Origin of the sequence: Flavobacterium aquariorum (genome assembly GCF_003254745.1) — a bacterium.
Lineage (GTDB): Bacteria > Bacteroidota > Bacteroidia > Flavobacteriales > Flavobacteriaceae > Flavobacterium > Flavobacterium aquariorum.
Window position 1 is genome coordinate 269,152 of sequence record NZ_QKXH01000007.1, and the last position, 24,267, is coordinate 293,418.

The following is a 24,267-nucleotide window of genomic DNA, read 5'->3' on the forward strand; positions in this document are numbered from 1 at the left end:
AGAAATATATAAAATAGAGTCATTTACTGTTTTGTTTTGCAACAATAATCATTTTGTCATTAAAAAAAGCATTTTGATAAAAAAAATGTTGAATTATAAGAAGAACGGCTAAAAATATATTTGAGAAAACGTTTTCGGAAAACGTATTATTGATTAAAAGATGTCGTTCGTTTAAAAAGTGATGCCGTTGGTTTAATTTATTTTTTTTAACAGTACGTTAAGAATAATTTTACTCTATAACTAACAAAAATAATTTAAAAATGAGAAAAATTTTTTTAATCGTGATGGTTATTTTTACGACGCAAGTAACCCTTGCGCAGGTAAAAAAAATCAATGGTTTTGTTTCAGATGCAGCGGGTACTCCAATACCTGGCGCAAATGTTAACGTAAAAGGCGAAGCTAATGGCGCCACAACAGATTTTGACGGTAAATTTTCAATTGAGGTTAAGCCTGGTGCTACATTAGTGATTTCTTACTTAGGGTATGAAACGCGAAATATGGAAGTAGGAGAGTCTTCTACGATCAATGTAAAGTTGAATTCAGCAGATTCTACAGTTTTAACAGAGGTAGTTGTAACTTCATTAGGGATCAAGAAATCTAAAAAGTCTTTGACTTATTCTGCTCAAGAGTTAAAAGGAGAAGATCTAGTTAGAGCAAAAGATCCTAATCTTATGAACACAATTGCTGGTAAAATTGCTGGAGTTGCTGTTACTAAAAGTGCTGGTGGTACTGGAGGTTCTACAAAAGTTACTATTCGTGGAAATTCATCTACTACAAACAACAATCCTTTATATGTTGTTGATGGTGTGCCAATGTTGAATATATCTTCTATTCAACCAAACGATTCATTTGGTTCTACTCAAGGAGGTAACCGTGATGGGGGAGATGTTATTGGTTTATTAAACCCAGATGATTTTGAAGGAATGACAGTACTTAAAGGTGCTTCTGCTACAGCTTTATATGGTAGCCAGGGTGCTAGAGGTGTAATTTTATTGACTTCTAAAAAAGCAAAAGAAGGAGTTTCATCTTTTAGAGCATCTTCAAACACTACAGTTGAAACAGCTGCTTACTTACCTAAATTTCAAACTTCTTACATCGCTAAACCAGGAGCAGATGAGTCGTGGGGAGCTGCTCAAAGTACGCCAGACCATACAAGAGACTTTTTTGACACAGGAGTAACTCAAATATCTTCTTTTGGTTTTTCTACAGGATCACAAAATTCAGCTACAAATATATCTTATGCCAATACTTCTTCTAATGGAGTTTTGCCAACTAACAGTTTGAGCAAAAATAACTTTAGCATCAGACAAATGGGTAAATTCTTTGGAGACAGATTAACTGTTAATGCCAATGCCAATTACACATCTCAATATGTAACAAACAGACCTACAAGTGGTTTGTATTTCAACCCTCTTACTGGTCTTTACTTGATGCCAAGAGGATATGATTTTAACGAATATAAAAATAATTTCGAAAAATTTGACCCAGCTCGAAATATGATGGTTCAAAACTGGATGACTGATAGAGATATTGAACAAAATCCATATTGGGGATTGAATCGTAATAAATCTAAAGATGGTAGTCAATATATGAATGGGGCTGTTGGATTAAACTACAAAGTTAACAACTGGCTTTCTATTGGATCTAGATATAATTACGATAGAATTACTTCAGAGTTTGATAAAGAAATTTATGCTACTACGCAAGGTACGTTATCACATCCAAATGGTAGATACATAAATATTAACGATGTTAGTACACAAAATTATGGTGATTTAATAGCTACAATTAACACTAAATTCAGTGATGATTTAACATTTTTTGCAAACGTAGGTACCAGTTTTACAAAAACTTCACTTAATGATGAAACAGTTTTAGATTCTGATCCATCTGGATTAGGAATTACAAACTGGTTTACACTTCATAATTTTAATTCGAATACCGGTAATTATCAGAATTATGGATACAGAAGAGAACAACAATCCGTTTTTGCAGCAGCTACTTTTGGTTACAAAAACATGTTGTACATAGATGTTACAGGACGTAATGACTGGTCTTCTACATTGGCAAATACTGGAAATATGTCTTTCTTTTATCCTTCTGCAGGAGTTACTGCTCTTTTGAGTGAAATGTTTACAATGCCTGAATCAATTTCATTTGCTAAGGTTCGTGCTTCTTATGCACAAGTTGGTAATGACGTTCCAGCATTTTATACTTCTCCAACTTCTGCATATACGGCAGCAAATCCGCAAAATATCAATCCAACTGTTGGTCCAAGACCAGGTACAAATTTGAAACCTGAAAGTCAAGATTCTTATGAGTTAGGTACTGAGTGGAGATTTGTTAACAATAGATTCGGAATAGAATTAACGTACTATAATAATAAGACAAAAGATCAATTACTTACAATTCCTGCTCCAGCTACAAATGCTGAGGGATATCAAAATTATGCTTATAATGGTGGTGTAATTAAAAATAACGGTATTGAGATTTTAGTTAATGCTAAAATTATAGATAATGATAAGTTTAAATGGGACGCTACTTTAAACTATTCAAAAAATAACAATGAAGTTTCTGGATTACCTGAAGAATTGGGAGGTACAGTTATTTTGACACAACCAGGAGTAAACAGTTATAGATATTCATTAATAAATGGTCGTCCATTTGGAGTTATTGAAGGGATTAACCTTAAGAAGGATGCTCAAGGTAGAGTTTTATTGAATGAAGATGGTTCAATTCAAAAAACTGATTTCGAGGAAGTAGGAAATGCAAATCCTGATTATATGTTAGGTTTAAATAACTCATTCAAGTTGGGCAATTATTTCTTAAACTTTACTATCGATGGACGTTTTGGGGGAGATGTAATGAGCTTGACGGAAGCAGTAAACGATCAATTTGGTGTTTCTAAAGCAACCGGAGATGCAAGAGCTGCTGGTGGCGTAGATATTAATGCTGTTTATGCTCCTGGAACAACAAAAGCTGGACAAGCTTATGCTGGTAAATATAATGCAGAGAGCTACTATAGTCAAGTTGGTGGTAGAGCTGGTATAACTGGAGAATATGTTTATAGTGCTACCAATGTAAGTTTAAGGGAATTAGCTTTTGGATATACATTTGACCTTAAAAACAGTAAAATTTTCAAAGCAGCTAATTTATCGGTAGTGGGGAGAAATTTATTCTTCTTCTACAAAGATGCTCCGTTTGACCCAAATATTTCTTTAAGTACAGGTAATGGTTTACAAGGGATCGATGTTTATGCAGCACCATCTACAAGAAGTATAGGTCTTAATTTAAATGTAACTTTCTAATCTATATCATCATGATACTAAATAAAATAAAAACAACTGCTATATGCGCTACATTGCTTGCGGCGGTAAGTTGTACAAGCGATTTCAATGAAACGAACACGAATCCAACTGGGATTACGGCTAATGATCTTGAGCAAGATTTTAATCATGTAAAAGTTCCTTTTGCTACCGTTTTTACTGGAATTTTCAATACTACACACTGGAAATACCAATTGCAACAAAATCTTAATGCTGATATATGGTCAGGGTATATGGCTACTCCAACTCCCTTTAAAGGAGCCGCAGGGGATAACTCAAATTACAACTATGTTGATGGTTGGAATGGTTTTATCTGGAGTTTGCCTTATACTGATGTCATGGCTAATACTCTTAAAATTGAGCAAAGAACCAAAGGGAAATACGATCAATTTTATGCTATTTCTTTAATCTTAAAAGTAGAAGGAATGCACAGGGTTACAGATGTATTTGGACCAATAGTATATTCTCAATTTGGCACTACAGACGCTACAATTCCTTATGATTCGCAGGAAGAAGTATATACTAAAATGTTTTCTGAACTTGATTTTGCTGTTACAGAATTGACTAAAAGAGTAAATGCTGGTGAATCTTCAACTTTTGTTAGTACAGATATGAGTGGTTATGGTGGTGATTACAAACAATGGGTTAAATATGCAAATTCATTGCGTTTGCGTTTGGCTATGAGAATTGTTAAAATTAAACCAGCTTTGGCTAAAACAGAAGCTGAAAAAGCAATTAGTCATCCTTTTGGTGTAATGACTACAAATGCTGATATCGCTAAAGTTATTATTCCTAATTATATTGATCCAATTTTAACAATCTCTTCTGCATGGGGTGATATTAGAATGTCTGCTGATATGGAATCTATTATGAATGGATACTCCGATCCAAGACTTGCTAAATACTTTAAGGAATCTGCTGATTTTCCTGGCGAATACAGAGGAGTTCGCACAGGTATTAATATGATAGCTAAGTCTGACCGTACAGGTATGTCTGAAATTGGTTCAATTGTTGGATCAAATGAAAAAGTGTTAATGACTACAGCTGAAGTTTATTTTTTGAGAGCTGAAGGTGCTTTAAGAGGTTGGAATATGGGTGGAACTGCTCAGGCTTTATATGAAGCGGGTATAACAGCTTCATTTACACAACATGGTGCTTCAGGAGCAGCTGCTTATATAGCTGATAATGTAAGTACAGCTAAAGATTTTGTTGATGTTAAAGATGCTGCTAATAATGGAGCAGCAGTAAATAATGTGACTATTGCTTGGGATGGTGCAGCAGCAAATGAAGTGAAATTGCAAAAAATTATTACTCAAAAATGGATCGCTAACTTCCCTGAAGGTCAAGAAGCTTGGTCAGAATACAGAAGAACTGGATATCCAAAATTATTCAGAGTATTACATAATACAAGTGGTGGAACAATCACAACTGAATTTGGTCCACGTAGAGTAAACTTTGTACAGTCTGAAAAAGATGGTAACCCTGGTGGAGTGGCTACAGGACTTGCTAAATTAGGAGGACCAGATAATGGGGGAACTAGACTTTGGTGGGATACTACTGGGGCTAATTTCTAAAATTACAAATAGTTATTTTTTTATTCCAGACAGGTTTTTACCTGTCTGGATATAAAAAAAATGAAGAATTGAAAAATGATGTTGCAAGATTTTTTAATTGATTTTTAAAGGTTTTATAACCAATCGCTCCGATTTGTAAAGTAATTATACTTTATTTTAAGAGCCTATTACTATTGAAATTCCTTTTTATTTTTTTTTAGAAAATAAAAATTTATATATAAACAAAACTAGAATTAAAATTATAAGCACAAGATATAAATATTTCAAACTAAGAATTTAATCTCTTAACAATATTTGTATTACTATTCCTTAAAATAAAAATATATAATTATAAAAACATGAGAACTACATCAATTATAGGTAATGACATAAGCTTCAAAAAAGCCGGTCAGTTTGAAGATACCCGTTTTGAAAAAATCCACAACGTAATTTTTAAAAACTCAACGGATGCATCAATAATTGTTGCCCAGGAGATTGCCGATTTAATTCGTTCCAAACAAGAAAAAAATAAAAAGTGTGTATTAGGACTGGCTACAGGATCTTCCCCGATAAAAGTGTATCAGGAATTGGTTCGTATGCACAAGGAAGAAGGATTGAGTTTTGATAATGTAGTTACTTTCAACTTGGACGAATATTATCCTATGCCAAAGGAAAGTAACCAAAGTTACCACTACTTTATGCACCAGCATCTTTTTAACCATGTTGACATCAGACCCGAAAATATCAATATTCCGGACGGAACGGTTGCTTTGGAAGACCTGAATCAGTTTTGTGTTGATTATGAAATGAATATTAAAAATGCCGGAGGTCTTGATTTTCAATTGTTGGGAATAGGACGTACGGGTCACGTAGGTTTTAATGAACCGGGTTCGCATATCAATTCCGGAACGAGAATCATAACATTGGACCATATTACTAAAGTGGATGCTTCCGGAGATTTTAACGGAATAGGGAATGTTCCCAAAAAAGCAATCACGATGGGAGTTTCAACAATCCTTCGTTCCAAAAGAATTGTGTTGATGGCTTGGGGACAAAACAAAGCATCCATTATCAAGAGAACCATTCAAGGGGATATCAGCTCAGAGGTTCCTGCTACTTTTTTACAAAACCACAATAATACCACATTTGTATTGGATGAAGGAGCGGCATCAGAATTGACGCGATTGGAAACACCTTGGTTGGTGGGAGAGTGTATATGGACGGAACAATTGAAAAATAAAGCAATTGTTTGGCTTTGCCAACATACTAATCAATCAATTCTTAAATTGACTGACAGAGATTACAACAACAACGGAATGTCCGATTTATTGGCAGCCGGAAGTTCTGCTTACGATTTGAACATCAATATGTTCAATGTATTGCAACACACCATTACGGGTTGGCCGGGAGGAAAACCCAACACGGATGATTCTCACAGACCGGAAAGAGCAAATCCTGCAAAGAAAAGAGTAATTCTGTTCAGTCCACATCCAGATGATGACGTTATTTCGATGGGAGGAACATTTGCCAAATTAATCAAACAAGGTCACGATGTGCACGTAGTGTATCAAACCTCAGGAAATATTGCAGTTACTGATGACGAAGCGTTGAAGTTTGCCGAAGTGTGCAATGATTTTGTCGAAAAAGATAAATCAGGAATCAATTTCCAAGCTGTAATAGATTCAATCAATTCAAAAACAATTGGTCAAAGCGATTCTCCTGAAGTGCGTAAATTAAAAGGATTAATTAGAAGACGCGAGTCGTATGCGGCAACGAGATACATTGGTTTGAAAGACGAAAACACCCATTTTTTGGATATGCCGTTCTACGAAACGGGTATGGTCCAAAAGAAACCATTAGGGCCGGAAGATATTGCTATTGTAAAGGAAATTATCGAGAGAATTAAACCGCATCAAGTATTTGCTGCAGGTGATCTTGCCGATCCGCACGGTACACACGAAGTATGTTTGAATGCTATTTTTGCGGCCATGAAAGCATTAAAATCGAAACCATTCATGAACGATTGTTGGTTGTGGCTCTATAGAGGGGCTTGGCACGAGTGGGATATTCATGAAATTGATATGGCCGTTCCATTAAGCCCTGATGAAGTTATGTTGAAAAGACAAGCCATTTTGTACCACCAATCTCAAAAAGACAGAGTAATGTTCCAAGGAAACGATTCGAGAGAATTTTGGGTTAGAGCCGAGGATCGAAATAAAAGCACAGCAAAATTATATGATAAATTAGGACTTGCTGAATATGAGGCGATTGAAGCCTTTAAACGTTTTGAGTACTAAATACCACTTTTTGTTTTGAGTGTTTATTAGAGAGCTAGACTCAAGTTTTTGTATTAATTCTTGAGTTTAGTGCTTGTTTTAAGCAGATTTTTCGAAGTTCCGATTTTTAATATCTTTTTTTATATAAAATGAAATATATCATAATTTTTTTATTTGCCTCTATTATTTCATCAGCTCAAATTAATAAAGAGCAATTAAATATTATGCCATGGCCTCAGAACATTTCGCTTTCAGAAGGTGTTTTTCCTTTGACAAAAAATTTGAAAGTGAATATCACTGGAGCTCCAAATTCAAGGATATTTATTGGTGCCACTAATTTTTTAAGACGATTGGATGGAAGAACGGGTTTGTTCTTTAATCAAGGGTTTATAACAGGCTTGAATGAACTTCCTGATGCCGAATTACAAATCAACTGTGTTCGAGCTGGAAAAATTGAATTATATGAAGATGAAAGTTATTTATTGGATGTAACTGCGAATAAGATTACCATAAATGCAACTACAGATGTGGGCGCTTTGCATGCGTTGGAAACTTTACTTCAACTATTGCAAAACAACAGTAATTCTTTTTATTTTCCAATATCTAAAATTTCTGATTTCCCAAGGTTTACTTGGAGAGGTTTAATGATTGATGTTGCCAGACATTTTATGCCTGTTGATGTAATTAAAAGGAATCTAGATGGAATGGCGGCGGTAAAAATGAATGTTTTTCATTGGCATTTAGTAGATGATCAAGGTTGGAGAATCGAAATGAAAAAACATCCGAAACTGATTCAAATGGCATCGGACGGAAATTATTATACTCAAGAAGAAATAAAAAGTGTTGTGAAATATGCTTCAGATAGAGGAATTTTGGTGGTTCCAGAAATAGATGTACCCGGCCATGGATCGGCTATTTTGACTGCATATCCGGAAATAGGAAGTAAGGTGGTGAACTTACATTTGAATTCAGGTGAAAAAGGGCAACAATTTACACAAATACAGTCATATAGTATAGAAAGAAATGCCGGGATTTTTTCTCCAACCTTGGATCCTTCAAATCCAAAAACATATCAATTATTAAATGAATTCTTTGATGAAATTTGTCCACTCTTTCCTGGGAAATTCTTTCACATAGGGGGTGATGAAAACGAAGGGAAAGATTGGGACTCAAATCCTAAAATTCAGGAATTCAAAAAGAAACATAATTTAGCAAACAACCATGAATTGCAAACGTATTTCACGATGCAATTAATTCCGATGCTAAAAAAGCATAATAAAGTATTAATGGGCTGGGAAGAAATTATGACTAAAAATATGTCCAAAGATGCTATCATTCATTCGTGGAAAGGTAGTAATGAAGGACAGCCTGCAGGAAAATCTCTTGCTGATGCCGCAAAAGGTGGCTACAAAACGGTCCTGTCAAATGGGTATTATATCGATTTGGTTTTTGGAGTTGAAGATCATTATTCTGTAGATCCAATGCCTAAAAATTTTGTATTGACAGATGAAGAAAAAGCTAGGATTTTGGGTGGAGAAGCTACTATGTGGACTGAATTGGTAACGCCAGAAACTCTCGATTCCAGAATTTGGCCTAGAACTGCAGCTATTGCCGAACGTTTTTGGTCCAATGAGAATATTAAAGATATCAATAGTTTACGTAAAAGATTGAATACAGTTTCATTCCGATTGGAAGAACTGGGTTTGACGCATTTAAAGAGCAAAGAGGGATTGTTGAGAAACATTAGCAACAATCAAAAAAGTGATGCCTTAGTCGATTTGTCTAATGTTTGTGAGCCAATTAAACAATATTCAAGGAATAAAGGAGGTACAGAATACCAAATGTATTCACCATTGACATTATTTGCCGATGTATGTACCCCAGATGCGTCAGATGCAATAGGATTTAATGAAGCGGTAAATGATTATTTGAATAATAAAACAAATGAAAATCAAATTATTGTTACTAACTATTTAAATAAATGGGTTAACATGCATGCAAACTTAATTACATTAAGTAATAATGCACCTCTAGTTCAGCCACTTTTGCCTTTGTCTAAAAATTTAAAGGATATTTCAGAGCAACTTTTGCTTAAAATAAACAACAATCAAAGTATAGGTGCTTCCGTACTGGATGAATTATTGGAGAAATGTAATTCTAAAGAACATGCCGATGTTGAATTAGCGGTATATAATAGCTTGAAAAAGTTAGTTCAAGCTTGATTTAAATTCAAAAATAAAAGTTGTAATCGTTAAGATTGAGTTTGGTTATTTACATTTTAATATGATTTTTTTATTTTGAATTGCTATTGTTTTTCTGTGAAAACAATATTTATGAACCTGGTATTGAGTTGCCAGGTTTTTTTTGAAAAATTTGCTTACTAGTAAGATTAAACGTGTTATAATACTTAATTTGCTAATGATACCTATCAAAAAAATAGTTGCATTTTGTTGCATTTTATTTTGCCAAATGTCTTTTTCACAAGGAGATTGTGCCAATGCTCTTACTATATGTGGCAATACAATTTTTACAGGAGTAATAAAAACATATCCGGATGATACTCAGTTTAATGGTCATGTAAGTTGCGGAAATTATGTTCATTCTCCAATGATATGGTTGAAAGTAACTATTGTAACAGGCGGTAGTTTTGGATTTGTTCTGACTCCCAAAAGCCTAGATCCCAAAGCAGATTTAAATTTTTTTGTTTTTGGTCCAAACGTTACTTGTGGCGATATTGGACAGTCTATTCGTTGTTCTTATACTTCACCCACTGAAATATTTTCAAGAAAAAATGCAACTGGATTAATTTCAGGTGCTTACGGAGTCAGTAGGCAGTCTAACGAAGGGAATGGTTTTCTTGAAATGTTAGATGTAAAAGCAGGTGAAAGTTATTATATTGTTGTTATGGACGCTGGTTCTCCTTATAATCAGTTTTCAATTGATTTTAATGGCACTGCAACAATAGACGCTCCTCCTGAGTTAAAAACACCAAAAATATTCGGTAGTTATGGTGCAAAAATATGTGAATCGGACGGTGTAAATGATTTTATTACAAATATTGATTTAACTGAAATTGCGGCTATTGCTGTTGGAAATCAAAATAATGTTGAGGCTTCTTTTTACATTAGAGGCGAGGATGCGGTAAAAGACATCCGAAGACTTCCTAATGGATTTCGAAATACCGAAAGTCCACAAAAAGGATATGTTAGATTAACCAATACTGTTTCTAAATGTTTTGTAGTTGATGAATTTATTTTTACGGTAGAGCCGCTGCAAACTCCTTATCCATTAAATGTTGCTGGTTGTGATGTAAATCAAACTGGTTTTGTTCATTTCAATTTGGCAGAAAATGATTTGTTATTAAAAGAAAATAATCCTAACAGAATTGTAACATATCATCCCGAAGCAAATGATATGGTAACATTGCCAAAAGATTATGTAAACAAAGCGGCTTATCAAGAAGAAACTATTTATGCTAAAGTATTGGATACAAAATCTCTTTGTAGTGTTTTTAAGCCTTTCAAATTAATTATAAATAAAACGCTTCCGAATGTAAAACCGGTACAGTTGACACAATGTGATATTGGTAATGAACCAAGTGAAAAAAAAATATTTAATCTCTCTGAGGCATCGGAAGCATTGACTTTAAAAGATTCTGAGTTTTCTGTGAAATTTTACCTTAACAATTCTGATGCTCAAAATGATGTAAATGCCTTAGATCTTTTGTACACGAATACTACAAATCCACAAACAATAATTGCAAAAGTAACCAATAAAAATACCGCTTGCTATGCTTTTACAACTGTAGATTTGAAAGTAAAAAAAGGAATAACACTAACCCAAATACTAGAAAAATGTGATGATGATGCTATAGCAGATGGCATTGTAAAATTTAATCTAGCTGATGCAGGCTTCGAAAATAATGGCAACAAAGTCACTTATTTTCTAACATTAGAAAACGCACTATTGTTTCAAAATCCAATATCTTCAAGTTTTACAAATACGCAACCCTATCAGCAAACGGTATATGCCAGAGTCCAAAATGAAAACGATTGTATTGGTATTAATACTATTGAGCTAAAAGTGGCTGTTTTGCCAAATCTTGAAAAAAATGAAACATTGTATTTATGTTTAAATCAAACAGATAATTCAATAAAATTAAATACAGGAATTTCCGACGCCGATTTAATTGATTACCAATACAAATGGTTTCCAAACGGAGAAATAACTTCTGAAATACAAGTTTATAAAGCAGGAATCTACACTGTTGTGGTTAAAAATCAAAGCGGATGTACAAAAGAGCAGATATTTACAGTGAAGAACTCAGAACTTGCTAAGGTTTATGAAGTCATAATAGACGATTTTACCGAAGTAAAAAAAGTTACTATTTCCGTCACAGGGCAAGGAATTTATGAGTATTCGTTAGATAATATATCCGAAAATTATCAAGCTTCCCCCATTTTTGATGGCGTTGCAACAGGTATTCACGATTTGTATATAAAAGACCTTAATGGCTGTGGTATTCTACATAAGACAATTTCTGTTTTAGGTGCCCCAAAATACTTTACCCCAAATGGAGACGGTATAAATGACAATTGGAATATTTGGGACTTAAACACTCCATCTAATTCAAATGCAATCATTGAGATATTTAACCGATTTGGTAAACTTCTAAAACAAATTTCGCCAAAAGAGGTTGGGTGGGATGGTACGTTTAACAATCTTCTTTTGCCAGCTGACGATTATTGGTACACTTTATATTTATCTGACGGAAGATTTACAAAAGGTCATTTTTCGCTTTTACGATAACAACATGAATAATTGTATTATGACTGTAGAATAAAATGCTGTATTTTTTCCATTATAAGTAATTACTAATTATTTAAGCAAATTAATTAATATGAATTCTGATTTAAATGTTTTAAGCAACAATGCTCCACTTATTAAGCAGTTATTGGTATTGTCTAAAAGTTTAAAAGATATTTCAGGGCAGCTTTTGCTTAAAATAAATAATGAGCAAATTATAGATGCTTCTGTATTGAATGAATTATTGGAGAAATGTAATTCCAATGAAAATGCCGATGTTGAATTAGTGGTATATACTAGCTTGAAAAAGTTAGTTCAAACTTAATTTAAATTTAAAAATAAAAGTTGTAATCGTTAAGATTGAGTTTGGTTATTTACATTTTAATATGATTTTTTTATTTTGAATTGCTATTGTTTTTCTGTGAAAACAATATTTCTAACCTGATAATTTTTAATTATAGTTATCAGTTTTTTTTTTGATTTTTTAATATTTTTTTAGCAAGTATAAGATTATAGAATTCTATTTCCCAAGTCGAATTATTAACTAACCTTTAAATAATTAATTATGAAAAAAATCAATCGATTTTTGCTATTGTTTTTATTTCCGTTGCTTTTGTTTGCACAGCAACCAGTGCATAACAAAAAAGTCGTCGGATATTATGCCCAATGGGCAATTTATGCGCGGGATTTTAACGTCCCCAAGATTGATGGGAGTAAATTGACCCATTTAAATTATTCTTTTTATGGTACTGAATTTGATGCAGCGCATCCAGAGAATACAAAATTGCATTGTTTGGATACCTATGCTGATTTTGAGCATATGGAAGGTGGAATTCCGTGGGATGCTCCTGTAAAAGGGAATTTTTATGACTTAATGAAGCTTAAAGAAAAGTACCCTCATTTAAAAATTTTAATTTCTGTTGGAGGTTGGACTAAAGGGCAGGATCTTTCTCCAATTGCAGCAAGTCCAATTGCCAGAAATGCTTTGGCAGCAGATATGGCAAGATTTTTAGTCACTTATCCATTCATAGATGGGTTTGATATTGACTGGGAATATCCTCTTTCAGGAGGGACCGATGGAACTGAAGTTATTAACGGAGCTCCAATTCCTCCACAAAAGTACAGCTCGGATGATAACAAAAATTTAGTGTATTTATTGAAAGCAATGCGTCAGGCAATGCCAAACAAATTAATCTCTATTGCCGCTGGAAACAATGTTCGAAATGTTGCTGCACAATATTTAGGACCAAACAACAGATCGCAATACGGGATGTCTGAAGATATTTCGACTTATTGTGATTATATCACGTATTTTGGATATGATTTTGGTGGAAATTGGTTTGATAAAACATGTTACAATGCTCCTTTGTATGGAAGTGGGAATTCAAATGATCCTTTATACGGTGCAAGTCAATCAGAGTCACTTGACGAATTGACAAATCAATATTTGAATGTTGTTGGTTTTCCTGCAAATAAATTAATAATGGGACTGCCTTTTTATGGGAAAAAATTTGATCATGTTGCCAATAGCGGAACCAATCCTAATTTACCGGGATTATTCGTTTCTGCGCCAAGAGATATCGTTTCAGGATGCACAAATCCACAAAACCCCGTTGGAACTTGGGACGGACCCGCTGCATGCGAACGTTCAGGTAGTATTGAAATTTGTGATTTAGTCGGAAATTCAGTTACCAATTCACATGCGTATTTAGATCCAAATACAATGTCGGTAACGCCAACCGCTGCAGCAGCAGGATGGATAAGGTATTTTGATAATACAACTAAAGTTCCCTATTTATACAATGCTAGTTTAAAACAGTTTATCAGTTATGAAGATAAACAATCTATGGATTTAAAAGTACAATATATTAAATCGAGAAATCTAGCCGGTGGAATGGTTTGGGAATTATCGCAAGATACAAGAGGTTCTATTCCAAATGCATTATTAAATCAGGTTGATACTTCTTTCGGTAGTATTGTTGCAGGAACAGTAAGTATTGCAGGTTCTGTAAAAAACGGAACAGCTTTAGTTCCTGATGTTACGGTTGAATTAAGAGATGCAAGTAATGCAGTACTGCAAACAGTTGTTTCGACAACTGGGAATTTCACATTTAACAATTTAGCTTCTGGACAAAATTATACAGTAACAGCTTTAAAAGCGACTTATAGTTTTACACCGGTAACTTTAACTAATGTTACGCTTAACCAAACAGCTGTCGTAATTAATGGAACTCAGCCTACATATACTGTAAGCGGTACAGTTTTAGACGGGACTACACCAATATCAGGAGTTACCGTTTCAGCGACTTCTGGAACAACAGTTTTAACAGCTGTGTCTAATGCGAGTGGAGTTTATAACGTGGCAGGTTTAACAGCCGGTCTTAACTTTACCGTTACTGCCGCTAAATCAGGATTTTCATATGCCCCAGCTTCTACTGTTTATAATGCTATAAATGCCAACAAAACGTTGAATTTTGCTCAAAATGCGCCAACTGTAAATTATACGGTAAGTGGAACAATTTTAAACGGAACAACTCCAATTTCTGGAGTTACGGTAACAGCAACTTCAGCAGGGGGAACTTTTACAGCCGTTTCAAATTCAAGCGGAATTTATTCTCTTAGTTTACCATCGGCGGCAGATTATACGGTTGCAGCTGCCTTGACAGGACAAACATATACTCCGGCTTCAACAGTTTATACTAATTTAACTGCCAATAAAACATTGAATTTTACGCAAGATGTTATTATAATTGGTGCTAATAAAATTAGCGGAACGGTTAAAAATGGAACAGTCGCAGTATCGGGTGCAAAAGTAGAATTGATTTTACCTTGGACAGATAATGCACATCCATATTTAAGTAAAATTGCAGTAACTGATGCACAAGGAAAATACAGTTTTGATAACTCTATTTTAAATGGTTATACAACTATTTCAAGTTTAAAATTAAATACTTGGGAAAATGGAGAGGTTGTATATTTACCAAACAATTTGACAAACTTTAGCGTTCCTGCTACACCACAAGTTTATAATTTTAGTACTAATGTTGTAACTCCAACTTATTATACCGTTAGCGGAACAGTAATGAATGGAGCAACGCCAGTTTCAGGAGTAACAGTAACTGCAACTTCGGGAGCAAATACTTTAACCGCTGTGTCAGATGCAACTGGTGCTTATAGCGTTGCTAATTTAGTTTCAGGATCAGATTATACAGTTACTGCTGCAAAAACAGGTTTAACATTTACTCCAGCATCAACAGTTTATACTGCTATTGCTGCGAATAAAACTTTAAACTTTTCTCAAAATGTAGTTACACCAACTTATTACACAGTAAGTGGTACAGTAATGAATGGAACAACTCCAGTTTCAGGAGCAACAGTAACTGCAGTTTCGGGAGCAAGTACTTTAACAGCGGTTTCAGATGCAACTGGTGCTTACAGCGTTGCTAATTTGATTTCAGGATCAGATTATACGGTAACAGCTGCCAAAACAGGGCAAACATTCACGCCTGCATCAACAGTTTATACTGCTATTGCAGCGAATAAAACTTTAAACTTTTCTCAAAATGTAGTTACACCAACTTATTACACTGTTAGCGGAACAGTAATGGATGGAACAACTCCAGTTTCTGGAGCAACTGTAACTGCTGCTTCAACAGGAGGAACATTTACGGCAGTATCAAATGCAAGTGGTGCCTATAGCATTGCCAATTTGCCATCTGGTGCAAACTATACGGTGACAATAGCCAAAACGGGGCAAACCTATACACCGGCTTCAACAGTTTATTCTAATTTGACTGCAAATAAAGTTTTAAACTTTACTCAAAATGTTATTATAATAGGCGGTAGCAAAATAAGTGGTGAAGTAAAAAATGGTTCAACGCCAGTACAAGGTGCCAAAGTAGAATTGATACTTCCTTGGACAGATAGTACACATGGTTATGCTAATTTCTTGGCAACAACAGATGCTCAAGGGAAATATAGCTTTAATAACACAATACTTGATGGTTATACTACTATCACAAGTTTAAAATTGAATGCTTGGGAAAATAATGGGGTAGTTTATTCTCCAACAAATTTGACGAATTTTGCAATTCCAGCAACAGCACAAGTTTATAATTTTAACTCAAATGCGGTTGCTCCACAAGTTACTATCACAAGCCCATCGCTTGCTACAGTTGCAGTAGCTCCTGGAACAGCTATCCAATTGAAAGCTGATGCAAGTTTGACTTTTGATGATGGAACTATTACTTTATTATCAGTGGTGTTTAATATTAATGGACAGAACATTACTGCTACACATACAACAGGCAATGAATATGTAGCATCATGGACTCCAGTAGTTGCGGACTTCAATAAAAACTACACCTTAAAAGCAACTGCTACAGCTTCAAACAGTGTAACAGCAGTGAATACTCGTGATTTTTATTTACAGTGTTCAGGTGCTTCTTGCCCTAATGTACTTCCTGTAATTGCTTGGGTTTCTCCTGCAACTACCACTATTAATCAAGCTTCGGGTTTTCAACCGGTACAGTTGGGTGTAAACGTTACAGATGCCGATGGTACAATTTCTAGTGTATCTGTAAGTGTTAATGGGATATATTATCCTATGGTTAAAGGTTCTGGTAATTCATATAGCTATGCATTTACACCTTCTTCATATAGTACGTATCCTTTGATTGTAAAAGCAACTGACAACGTTGGTGGAATTACATTGTTAAACCAATCAATTTCTATTGTTAGTTCTTCATTCAATCCATTGCCTGCGAAGGTAATTGTAGGTTATGCACATGGATGGGAAAATTCTAGTGCACCCTTCTTGTATTTCAATCAAATGGGGGACAAAAAATTTAATGTTGTTGTTTACTCATTTATTGAAACCGTTAATAGAGATGGTTATACGCCAATGTTAGTGGTAAATGAACCAAGATTTTTTACAAATGGTGTATTTGATCCTCAATTATTAAAGAATGATATTAAATTTTTAAGAGACAAAGGGATCCCTGTTATTGTTTCTATTGGAGGACAAAATGGTCATGTTGAGTTGCAAACTGTTGCGCAGAAAAATATTTTTGTAAACGGTTTGAAAGCAATTGTTGATCAGTATAATTTTGACGGAATTGATATTGATTTCGAAGGAGGATCGATGAATTTTGGTGCAGGTGCATTAAAAGATTTTTCTTATGCATCGATTTCTGCTTATCCTAAGCTTAAGAATATTATTGATGCTTTCAAAGAAATAAAAGCGAGCTATGGTAGTGGATTTATTCTAACATCTGCTCCTGAAACTTATTATGTTCAAGTTGGATATTCTGTTTATGGAGATGGAGCTGGTTCTTTCTTGCCAGTAATTGATAACCTACGTAACGAGTTAGATCTTTTGATGGTACAATTGTACAATACAGGATCTATCAGTGCTCTGGATAATGTAGCTTATTCACAAGCAACTCCTGACTTTTTGGTTTCTATGTCGGATATGATGATTAAAGGTTTTAATGTAGCTTCTACAGGATATCATTTTAACGGATTACCGGCTTCCAAAATTGTAATTGCAATTCCAGCTTGTGCTGGTGCAGCTCCAGCAGGTGGCTATTTAACGCCACAAAAAGGTATTCAAGCGTTTAATTATTTGCGTTATGGAACTACATACCCAGGCAGAAGTTACACAATGCAATCTGCTGCACAACCGGGAATGAGAGGTGTTATGACTTGGTCTATTAATTGGGATGCCGCATGCGGAACAGGTTATGAATTTTCTAATGCTTATGCAACTTATTTTTCCTCTCAAACCGCAAAATTATCTGTAGATAAAATTGAAGCAAATAGGGACATGGTAGCTTATTTCAAAGACAATGCTCTGGTAGTTACAAATGATGAAAATAGTATCAAGCAAGTCGAAGTTTATAACAATATCGGACAGATTTTGGTTAATTATAGAAATGTTCAAAATAGTAAAGATGTAATACTTCAAAGTAATAGTTTTTATACAAAACAATTATTTATAGTAGTTGTTACAGATAATCTTGGAAACAAAAAATCATTTAAACTGCTTAACTTTTTAAACTAAACCTATTTTTTTATTTTTTGAATAAATAATAAATATTTTATTTCTTTTTAACTTGTTATTTTAAAGAATCGAGTATTATAAACCTGGCACTTTGTGTCAGGTTTTTTTGTAAAGACTATTCTGATTATAAATTTGAAGTTTTGAGTACAAAAAAATAGACATTTTTTTGTACTTTTGCACAAAATTTTAATAAAGAGACATTCATGTTAACAGTCAATAATTTATCAGTTCAGTTTGGCAAACGAATTTTGTTTGACGAAGTAAATACAACCTTCACACACGGAAATATTTATGGAGTTATTGGAGCCAATGGTGCTGGAAAATCAACTTTTCTTAAAATAATTGCAGGTGAGATCGACCCAACTTCGGGTCATATTCATTTGGAACCGGGAAAACGCATGTCGGTTTTGAACCAAAACCATAACATGTTTGACGAACATACGGTACTGGAAACCGTGATGATGGGGAATAAAGTTTTGTATGCTGTGAAAACAGAGATGGACGCCCTTTATTTGGATTACAACGACGCTAACGCTGACAGAATAGGGGAGCTGCAAGTGCAATTTGAAGAAATGAACGGTTGGAATGCAGATTCAGACGCGGCTTCAATGCTTTCGAATCTTGGTATTTCTGAAGATAACCATTATACGTTGATGGGAGATTTGGAAGGGAAAATAAAAGTGAGGGTGCTTTTGGCACAGGCTCTTTTTGGAAACCCGGATTTATTGATCATGGATGAGCCTACCAACGACTTGGATTTTGAAACTATTGCTTGGTTGGAAAATTTCTTGGCAAACTATGAAAATACAGTAATTGTAGTTTCTCACGATAGACACTTCTTGGATTCAGTTTGTACACATATTTCGGATATTGATTTTGGTAAAATAAACCATTATTCAGGAAACTATACTTTTTGGTATGAATCCAGTCAATTGGCAGCAAAACAGCGTGCGCAACAAAACAAGAAAGCAGAGGAAAAGAAACAAGAATTAGAAGAATTTATTCGCCGTTTTTCTGCGAATGTGGCTAAGTCTAAGCAAGCCACTTCCCGTAAGAAAATGATTTCTAAATTGAATATTTCAGAGATAAAGCCTTCTAGCCGTCGTTATCCAGCGATTATTTTTGATCAGGATCGTGAAGCTGGGGATCAAATTTTAAACGTTCAGAATTTAAGCGCTTCTGTAGACGGAGATTTATTGTTTAAAGGTGTGGATTTGAATATGGCAAAAGGCGATAAAATTGTTCTTTTTTCTAAAGATTCTAGAGCTACGACTGCGTTTTATGAAATTTTAAACGGAAATCAAACTGCAGATTCAGGTACTTATGATTGGGGTGTTACCACAAATCAGGCATATTTACCAGGTGATAATCATTCGTTCTTTGAAAATGATTATACTTTAGTCGATTGGTTACGCCAATGGGCAAAAACGGAGGAAGAACGTGATGAAGTTTTTATTAGAGGTTTCCTTGGGAAAATGATTTTCTCAGGTGAAGAAGCTTTAAAAACAAGTAGAGTTTTATCAGGGGGAGAGAAAGTTCGTTGTATGTTATCCCGAATGATGATGGAGCGTGCTAATATTTTGATGTTGGATGAACCAACTAATCACTTGGATTTGGAATCTATCACTGCTTTCAATAATTCATTGAAAAACTTTAAGGGATCAGTTATTTTTACAACACATGACCATGAATTTGCTCAAACTGTAGGTAATCGTGTAGTTGAGTTAACGCCAAACGGAGCGATCGATCGTTATATGACTTTTGATGAATATTTAGATGACGAAAAAGTTCAAGAATTAAGAGCTAAAATGTATTCATAAGAATAAATAAGTTTAGGTAAAAAAAGCTTCTACATAAATGTAGGAGTTTTTTTTTGGACGATACTATTCAGAATGAGTGCTTTTTATAATGAATTTAAAATTAATTTTTTAGTTATTGATAGAAAATTAAGATACTTTTGAGAAAATAATTGTTTCATTTTTTTATTATATCTATGTCAAACAGTACATTTAATTTAAAAACACCAAGAGTAGAAGTTGTGGATGCTTTAAGAGGATTTGCAATTATGTCTATCATGTTATTGCATAATATTGAGCATTTTGATTACTATTATTTCCCGGAAGCCTTACCCGAATGGATGAAGGTCTTGGATAAAATAATCTGGGAAACCTTATTTTTCCTTTTTGGAGGAAAATCGTATGCCATTTTTGCACTACTTTTTGGCTTTAGTTTTTATATTCAAAATGATAATCAAGAGAAAAAAGGAAAAGATTTTAGAGGTAGATTTCTTTGGAGGTTATTTTTATTGTTAGGTTTTGGGCTTCTAAATGCTATTTTTTACGAAGGTGATATATTAATGATTTATGCCGTTTTGGGACTTACTTTAATTCCTGTTTGTAAATGGAACGATAAAACCGTTTTTTTTACTGCGGTTATTTTGATGTTACAGCCTTTGGAGTGGACAAAGTTCTTTTATATGCTGTTGCATCCAGAATATGTCCCAACACCAAACTTATCAGATCATTATTTTGGGATGATGGGTGAGTATCTAAAAAGTAATTCTTTTATGGACTATGCGATAGGGAATCTCAATATTGGGAGATTTGCATCCGTTGCTTGGTCATGGGAAAATGGACGTTTTTTCCAGGCTCCTTCCTTGTTTATGTTAGGAATGTTAGTTGGACGTAGAAAACTTTTTATTGCATCAACGGAAAGTAATTTGTTTTGGAAAAAAGCTTTGCAGTATGCCATTTTTCTTTTTGTTCCTTTATTTGCATTAAAAACTTTTTTACCAGAATTGATAGAGCGAAAAGCAACAATGAATAGCGTTTTGATAATTATAACATCTTGGTCTAATTTGGCTTTTATGATTGTTATGGTTTCTACATTTATTTTGATTTATCAAAAAGAATCTATTCACAACTTTTTGTCAAAACTGATTCCTTTTGGGAAAATGAGTTTGACCAATTATATCATGCAGTCTATTGTGGGATCCTTTATTTACTACCGTTACGGATTGGGACTTGTTGAATATACTGGGGCAACTTATTGCCTGTTAATTGGAATTGTTTTGTTTATTCTGCAAATATCATTCTGTACTTGGTGGTTAAAAACTCATAAGCAAGGACCATTGGAGTATATTTGGCATAAGGCGACATGGATTTCTTTTAGAAAAAAAAGAAATAATTTTTCTGGTGTTGCAATGAATAAATCCTAATTCGGAATTTGTATATTTGCTTAACCAAACCTACGATGTTTCGAAATCGAATGCTGCATTTTAAAACCACATTGATGAAATCGTAAATCTTTTAAAATCAAACAATTGCAAATATGAATCAAAAAGTGTTACTCAATTCAAAAGAAGTCAATATTATTTTGAACCGTTTGGCTTGTCAATTAATTGAAAAACATCTTGACTTTTCTGATACTGTTTTGATAGGAATTCAACCTAGAGGGACATTTTTGGCAGAACGATTAAAAGAATTATTAGAAAAAGAATATCACATACCAAATGTATCTTTGGGGTATCTGGACATCACTTTTTTTAGAGATGATTTCCGAAGAACAAATAAGCCTTTGGAAGCCAATAAAACACAAATTGATTTTTTAGTAGAAGACAAAAAAGTCATCTTTATTGATGATGTATTGTATACAGGGCGCAGTATTCGTGCTGCTTTGACCGCCATTCAATCTTTTGGAAGACCTTCCGGCATTGAATTATTGACATTAATCGATCGTCGTTTTAGTAGAGACTTACCCATTCAGCCAGATTATCGTGGTCGTCAAGTAGATGCGATTAATGGTGAAAAGGTGAAAGTGTGTTGGGCTGAGCAAGATGGAGAAGATGGTGTTTATTTAGTGACCAATTAGATTTGGAAATTCAAAAATAAAACAGAACTCCATATTAATAATTATAAAAATCTGAAAATCTAAACAATAATGAGCGAATTAAGTGTAAATCATTTATTAGGTATTAAATATATTAATGAAAATGATATTAACCTGATTTTTGAAACTGCCGATCATTTTAAAGAAGTAATTAATCGCCCAATAAAGAAAGTACCTTCATTGCGAGATATTACAATTGCTAATATTTTTTTTGAAAACAGTACACGAACAAAATTATCATTTGAATTGGCTCAAAAACGTTTATCAGCTGATGTTATTAGTTTTTCGGCAGCACAATCTTCGGTAAAAAAAGGAGAAACATTAATAGACACCGTAAACAATATTCTTTCAATGAAAGTGGACATGGTAGTCATGAGACATTCAAATCCTGGAGCCGCTTATTTTTTATCAAAAAATGTTAAGGCAAGTATTGTAAATGCAGGCGATGGAGCCCATGAACATCCTACACAAGCTTTATTGGACAGTTATTCAATTAGAGAAAAATTAGGAGATGTTGCAGGAAAAAAAGTAGTTATTGTTGGTGATATTTTGCATTCAAGAGTAGCCCTTTCCAATATATATGCTTTGCAAATGCAAGGAGCCGAAGTTAAAGTTTGTGGACCCAAAACGCTTATCCCAAGGCATATTGAATCACTTGGAGTAACAGTTGAACCTAATTTACGTAAAGCACTTGAATGGTGTGATGTAGCCAATATGTTGAGAGTCCAAAATGAAAGAATGGATGTTAATTTTTTTCCATCTACCAGAGAGTACGCGCAGCAATATGGGGTTGATAAAGCTTTGTTGGATTCACTCGATAAAGAAATTGTGATTATGCATCCAGGACCAATAAATCGTGGCGTTGAAATTACAAGTGATGTAGCCGATTCACAACAATCGGTGATTTTAAATCAAGTAGAGAATGGAGTTGCCATCAGAATGGCGGTTATCTATCTTTTGGCTTCAAAAATCCAATAAGCAAAGATTATGAAAGTTACTACAAAAGGACATACAACTATAATTAAAGATACAGAAGGAGATATTGTAGAATTTCTTGATAAAATAAATAGCCAATACAATAGTTTTAAAGAGTATAATCTTATTTTGGATATTTCGCATGATAAATCGGTGGATGTAAAATCAATTAAGATTTTTTCTGACTTAGTAAAAAAGCATAAAAAAGAAAAAAAATCTTTGGTTTTTGTTGCCAAAGATTTAGATTATAATAAAGTTCCTGTTTCTATAACTGTTGTTCCTACCCAATTGGAAGCGCAGGATTTGATTGAAATGGATGAAATTGAAAGGGACTTGGGATTCTAAAGTGTTTAAAATTGTTTATTCGTTTAAAGATTTAATCGTTATTTCTTTAATCGTCAAAATGGGTTAAACAACTTTAAACCAAATTAAACAATTTAAAATTTAAACGAATAAATAGATTGAAACTCACAATATTAGGCTGTTATGCCGCAACTCCACGTACTTTAACCAATCCGACTTCTCAGGTTTTAGAAATTAAAAACAGACTTTTTTTGATTGACTGCGGGGAAGGAACCCAAGTTCAGTTGCGTAAAAACAAATTAAAATTTTCAAAAATCAACCATATCTTTATTTCTCATTTACACGGAGATCATTTTTTTGGATTGATAGGTTTGATATCCACTTTTGCTCTTTTAGGGCGTACCACAGATTTGCATATTTATGGGCCAAAAGGGATTAAAGAGATAATTGATTTGCAATTAAAATTATCCAATTCATGGACTAATTATCAATTGTTCTTTCATGAATTGGAATCTAAGAAAAGTGAAATCGTTTATGAAGATGATAAAGTAATGGTAAAAACTATTCCGTTAAAGCATCGTGTTTACACCAATGGTTTTTTATTTCAAGAAAAAACGGGGGAGCGCAGACTTGATTTGAATGCTGTCCATGATTTTGAAATAAACACTTGTTATTATCAGAATATAAAGAATGGAAGGGATATCACTCTTGAAGATGGGCGAATTATTCCAAACCATAAATTAACGTTTGACCCAATTCCCGCATTGAGCTACGCTTTTTGCTCGGATACCAAATACAGTGAAGATATAATTCATTTAATAGAAAATGTCACTGTATTGTATCATGAATCTACATTTTTGCAATCCGAAGAAACATTGGCACTGAAAACGATGCATTCAACGGCGAAGGAAGCAGCCAGAATTGCTTTGAAAGCCAATGTTAAGCAATTGATCTTAGGACATTATTCTACTCGTTACGACAGTATTGATTTGTTCAAAATAGAGGCTGAAACCATTTTTAAAGAAGTCTTATTGGCTGATGATGGCAAAAGTTTTGAATTTTAATAAAATTATTTT

General features: G+C 33.9%; 13 protein-coding genes. All 13 read left to right on the top strand.

Annotated features, from left to right (window positions below):
- Window positions 1-260 precede the first annotated feature (260 nt).
- The 13 genes from DOS84_RS12660 (at window position 261) to DOS84_RS12720 (ending at window position 24,255) form a co-directional block, all read left to right on the top strand.
- Window positions 261-3,308, top strand: a complete 3,048-nt coding sequence (locus DOS84_RS12660; protein ID WP_111410480.1) for a SusC/RagA family TonB-linked outer membrane protein — start codon at window positions 261-263, stop codon at window positions 3,306-3,308.
- An 11-nt stretch (window positions 3,309-3,319) separates the two neighbouring features.
- A complete protein-coding gene (locus DOS84_RS12665) occupies window positions 3,320-4,900 on the top strand; it encodes a RagB/SusD family nutrient uptake outer membrane protein (RefSeq protein WP_111410481.1) in 1,581 nt (526 codons plus the stop codon).
- A 338-nt stretch (window positions 4,901-5,238) separates the two neighbouring features.
- Window positions 5,239-7,176, top strand: coding sequence for a glucosamine-6-phosphate deaminase (nagB, locus tag DOS84_RS12670; protein WP_111410482.1), 1,938 nt, complete (start codon window positions 5,239-5,241; stop codon window positions 7,174-7,176).
- A gap of 128 nt (window positions 7,177-7,304) precedes the next feature.
- Entirely contained in the window at window positions 7,305-9,377 is a 2,073-nt protein-coding gene (locus DOS84_RS12675; protein WP_111410483.1) for a beta-N-acetylhexosaminidase, read from the top strand.
- A 247-nt stretch (window positions 9,378-9,624) separates the two neighbouring features.
- A complete protein-coding gene (locus tag DOS84_RS12680; RefSeq protein WP_165830432.1) occupies window positions 9,625-11,964 on the top strand; it encodes a T9SS type B sorting domain-containing protein in 2,340 nt (779 codons plus the stop codon).
- Between the two features lie 91 nt (window positions 11,965-12,055).
- Window positions 12,056-12,286, top strand: a complete 231-nt coding sequence (locus DOS84_RS12685; protein ID WP_111410485.1) for a hypothetical protein — start codon at window positions 12,056-12,058, stop codon at window positions 12,284-12,286.
- Between the two features lie 240 nt (window positions 12,287-12,526).
- Entirely contained in the window at window positions 12,527-18,025 is a 5,499-nt protein-coding gene (locus DOS84_RS12690) for a glycosyl hydrolase family 18 protein (protein ID WP_111410486.1), read from the top strand.
- A gap of 203 nt (window positions 18,026-18,228) precedes the next feature.
- Window positions 18,229-19,845 (top strand): ABC-F family ATP-binding cassette domain-containing protein, encoded by a 1,617-nt coding sequence (locus DOS84_RS12695; RefSeq protein WP_111410487.1) that lies wholly within the window; start codon window positions 18,229-18,231, stop codon window positions 19,843-19,845.
- Window positions 19,846-20,018: 173 nt separating this feature from the next.
- Window positions 20,019-21,242, top strand: a complete 1,224-nt coding sequence (locus tag DOS84_RS12700; protein WP_111410488.1) for a DUF418 domain-containing protein — start codon at window positions 20,019-20,021, stop codon at window positions 21,240-21,242.
- Window positions 21,243-21,355: 113 nt separating this feature from the next.
- On the top strand, window positions 21,356-21,895 hold the full coding sequence (pyrR, locus tag DOS84_RS12705; RefSeq protein ID WP_111410489.1) for a bifunctional pyr operon transcriptional regulator/uracil phosphoribosyltransferase PyrR: 540 nt from the start codon (window positions 21,356-21,358) through the stop codon (window positions 21,893-21,895).
- A 69-nt stretch (window positions 21,896-21,964) separates the two neighbouring features.
- On the top strand, window positions 21,965-22,891 hold the full coding sequence (locus DOS84_RS12710) for an aspartate carbamoyltransferase catalytic subunit (protein ID WP_100844817.1): 927 nt from the start codon (window positions 21,965-21,967) through the stop codon (window positions 22,889-22,891).
- Between the two features lie 9 nt (window positions 22,892-22,900).
- Window positions 22,901-23,233 (top strand): ribonuclease Z, encoded by a 333-nt coding sequence (locus tag DOS84_RS12715; protein WP_111410490.1) that lies wholly within the window; start codon window positions 22,901-22,903, stop codon window positions 23,231-23,233.
- Window positions 23,234-23,349: 116 nt separating this feature from the next.
- On the top strand, window positions 23,350-24,255 hold the full coding sequence (locus DOS84_RS12720; protein WP_111410491.1) for a ribonuclease Z: 906 nt from the start codon (window positions 23,350-23,352) through the stop codon (window positions 24,253-24,255).
- Window positions 24,256-24,267 lie beyond the last annotated feature (12 nt).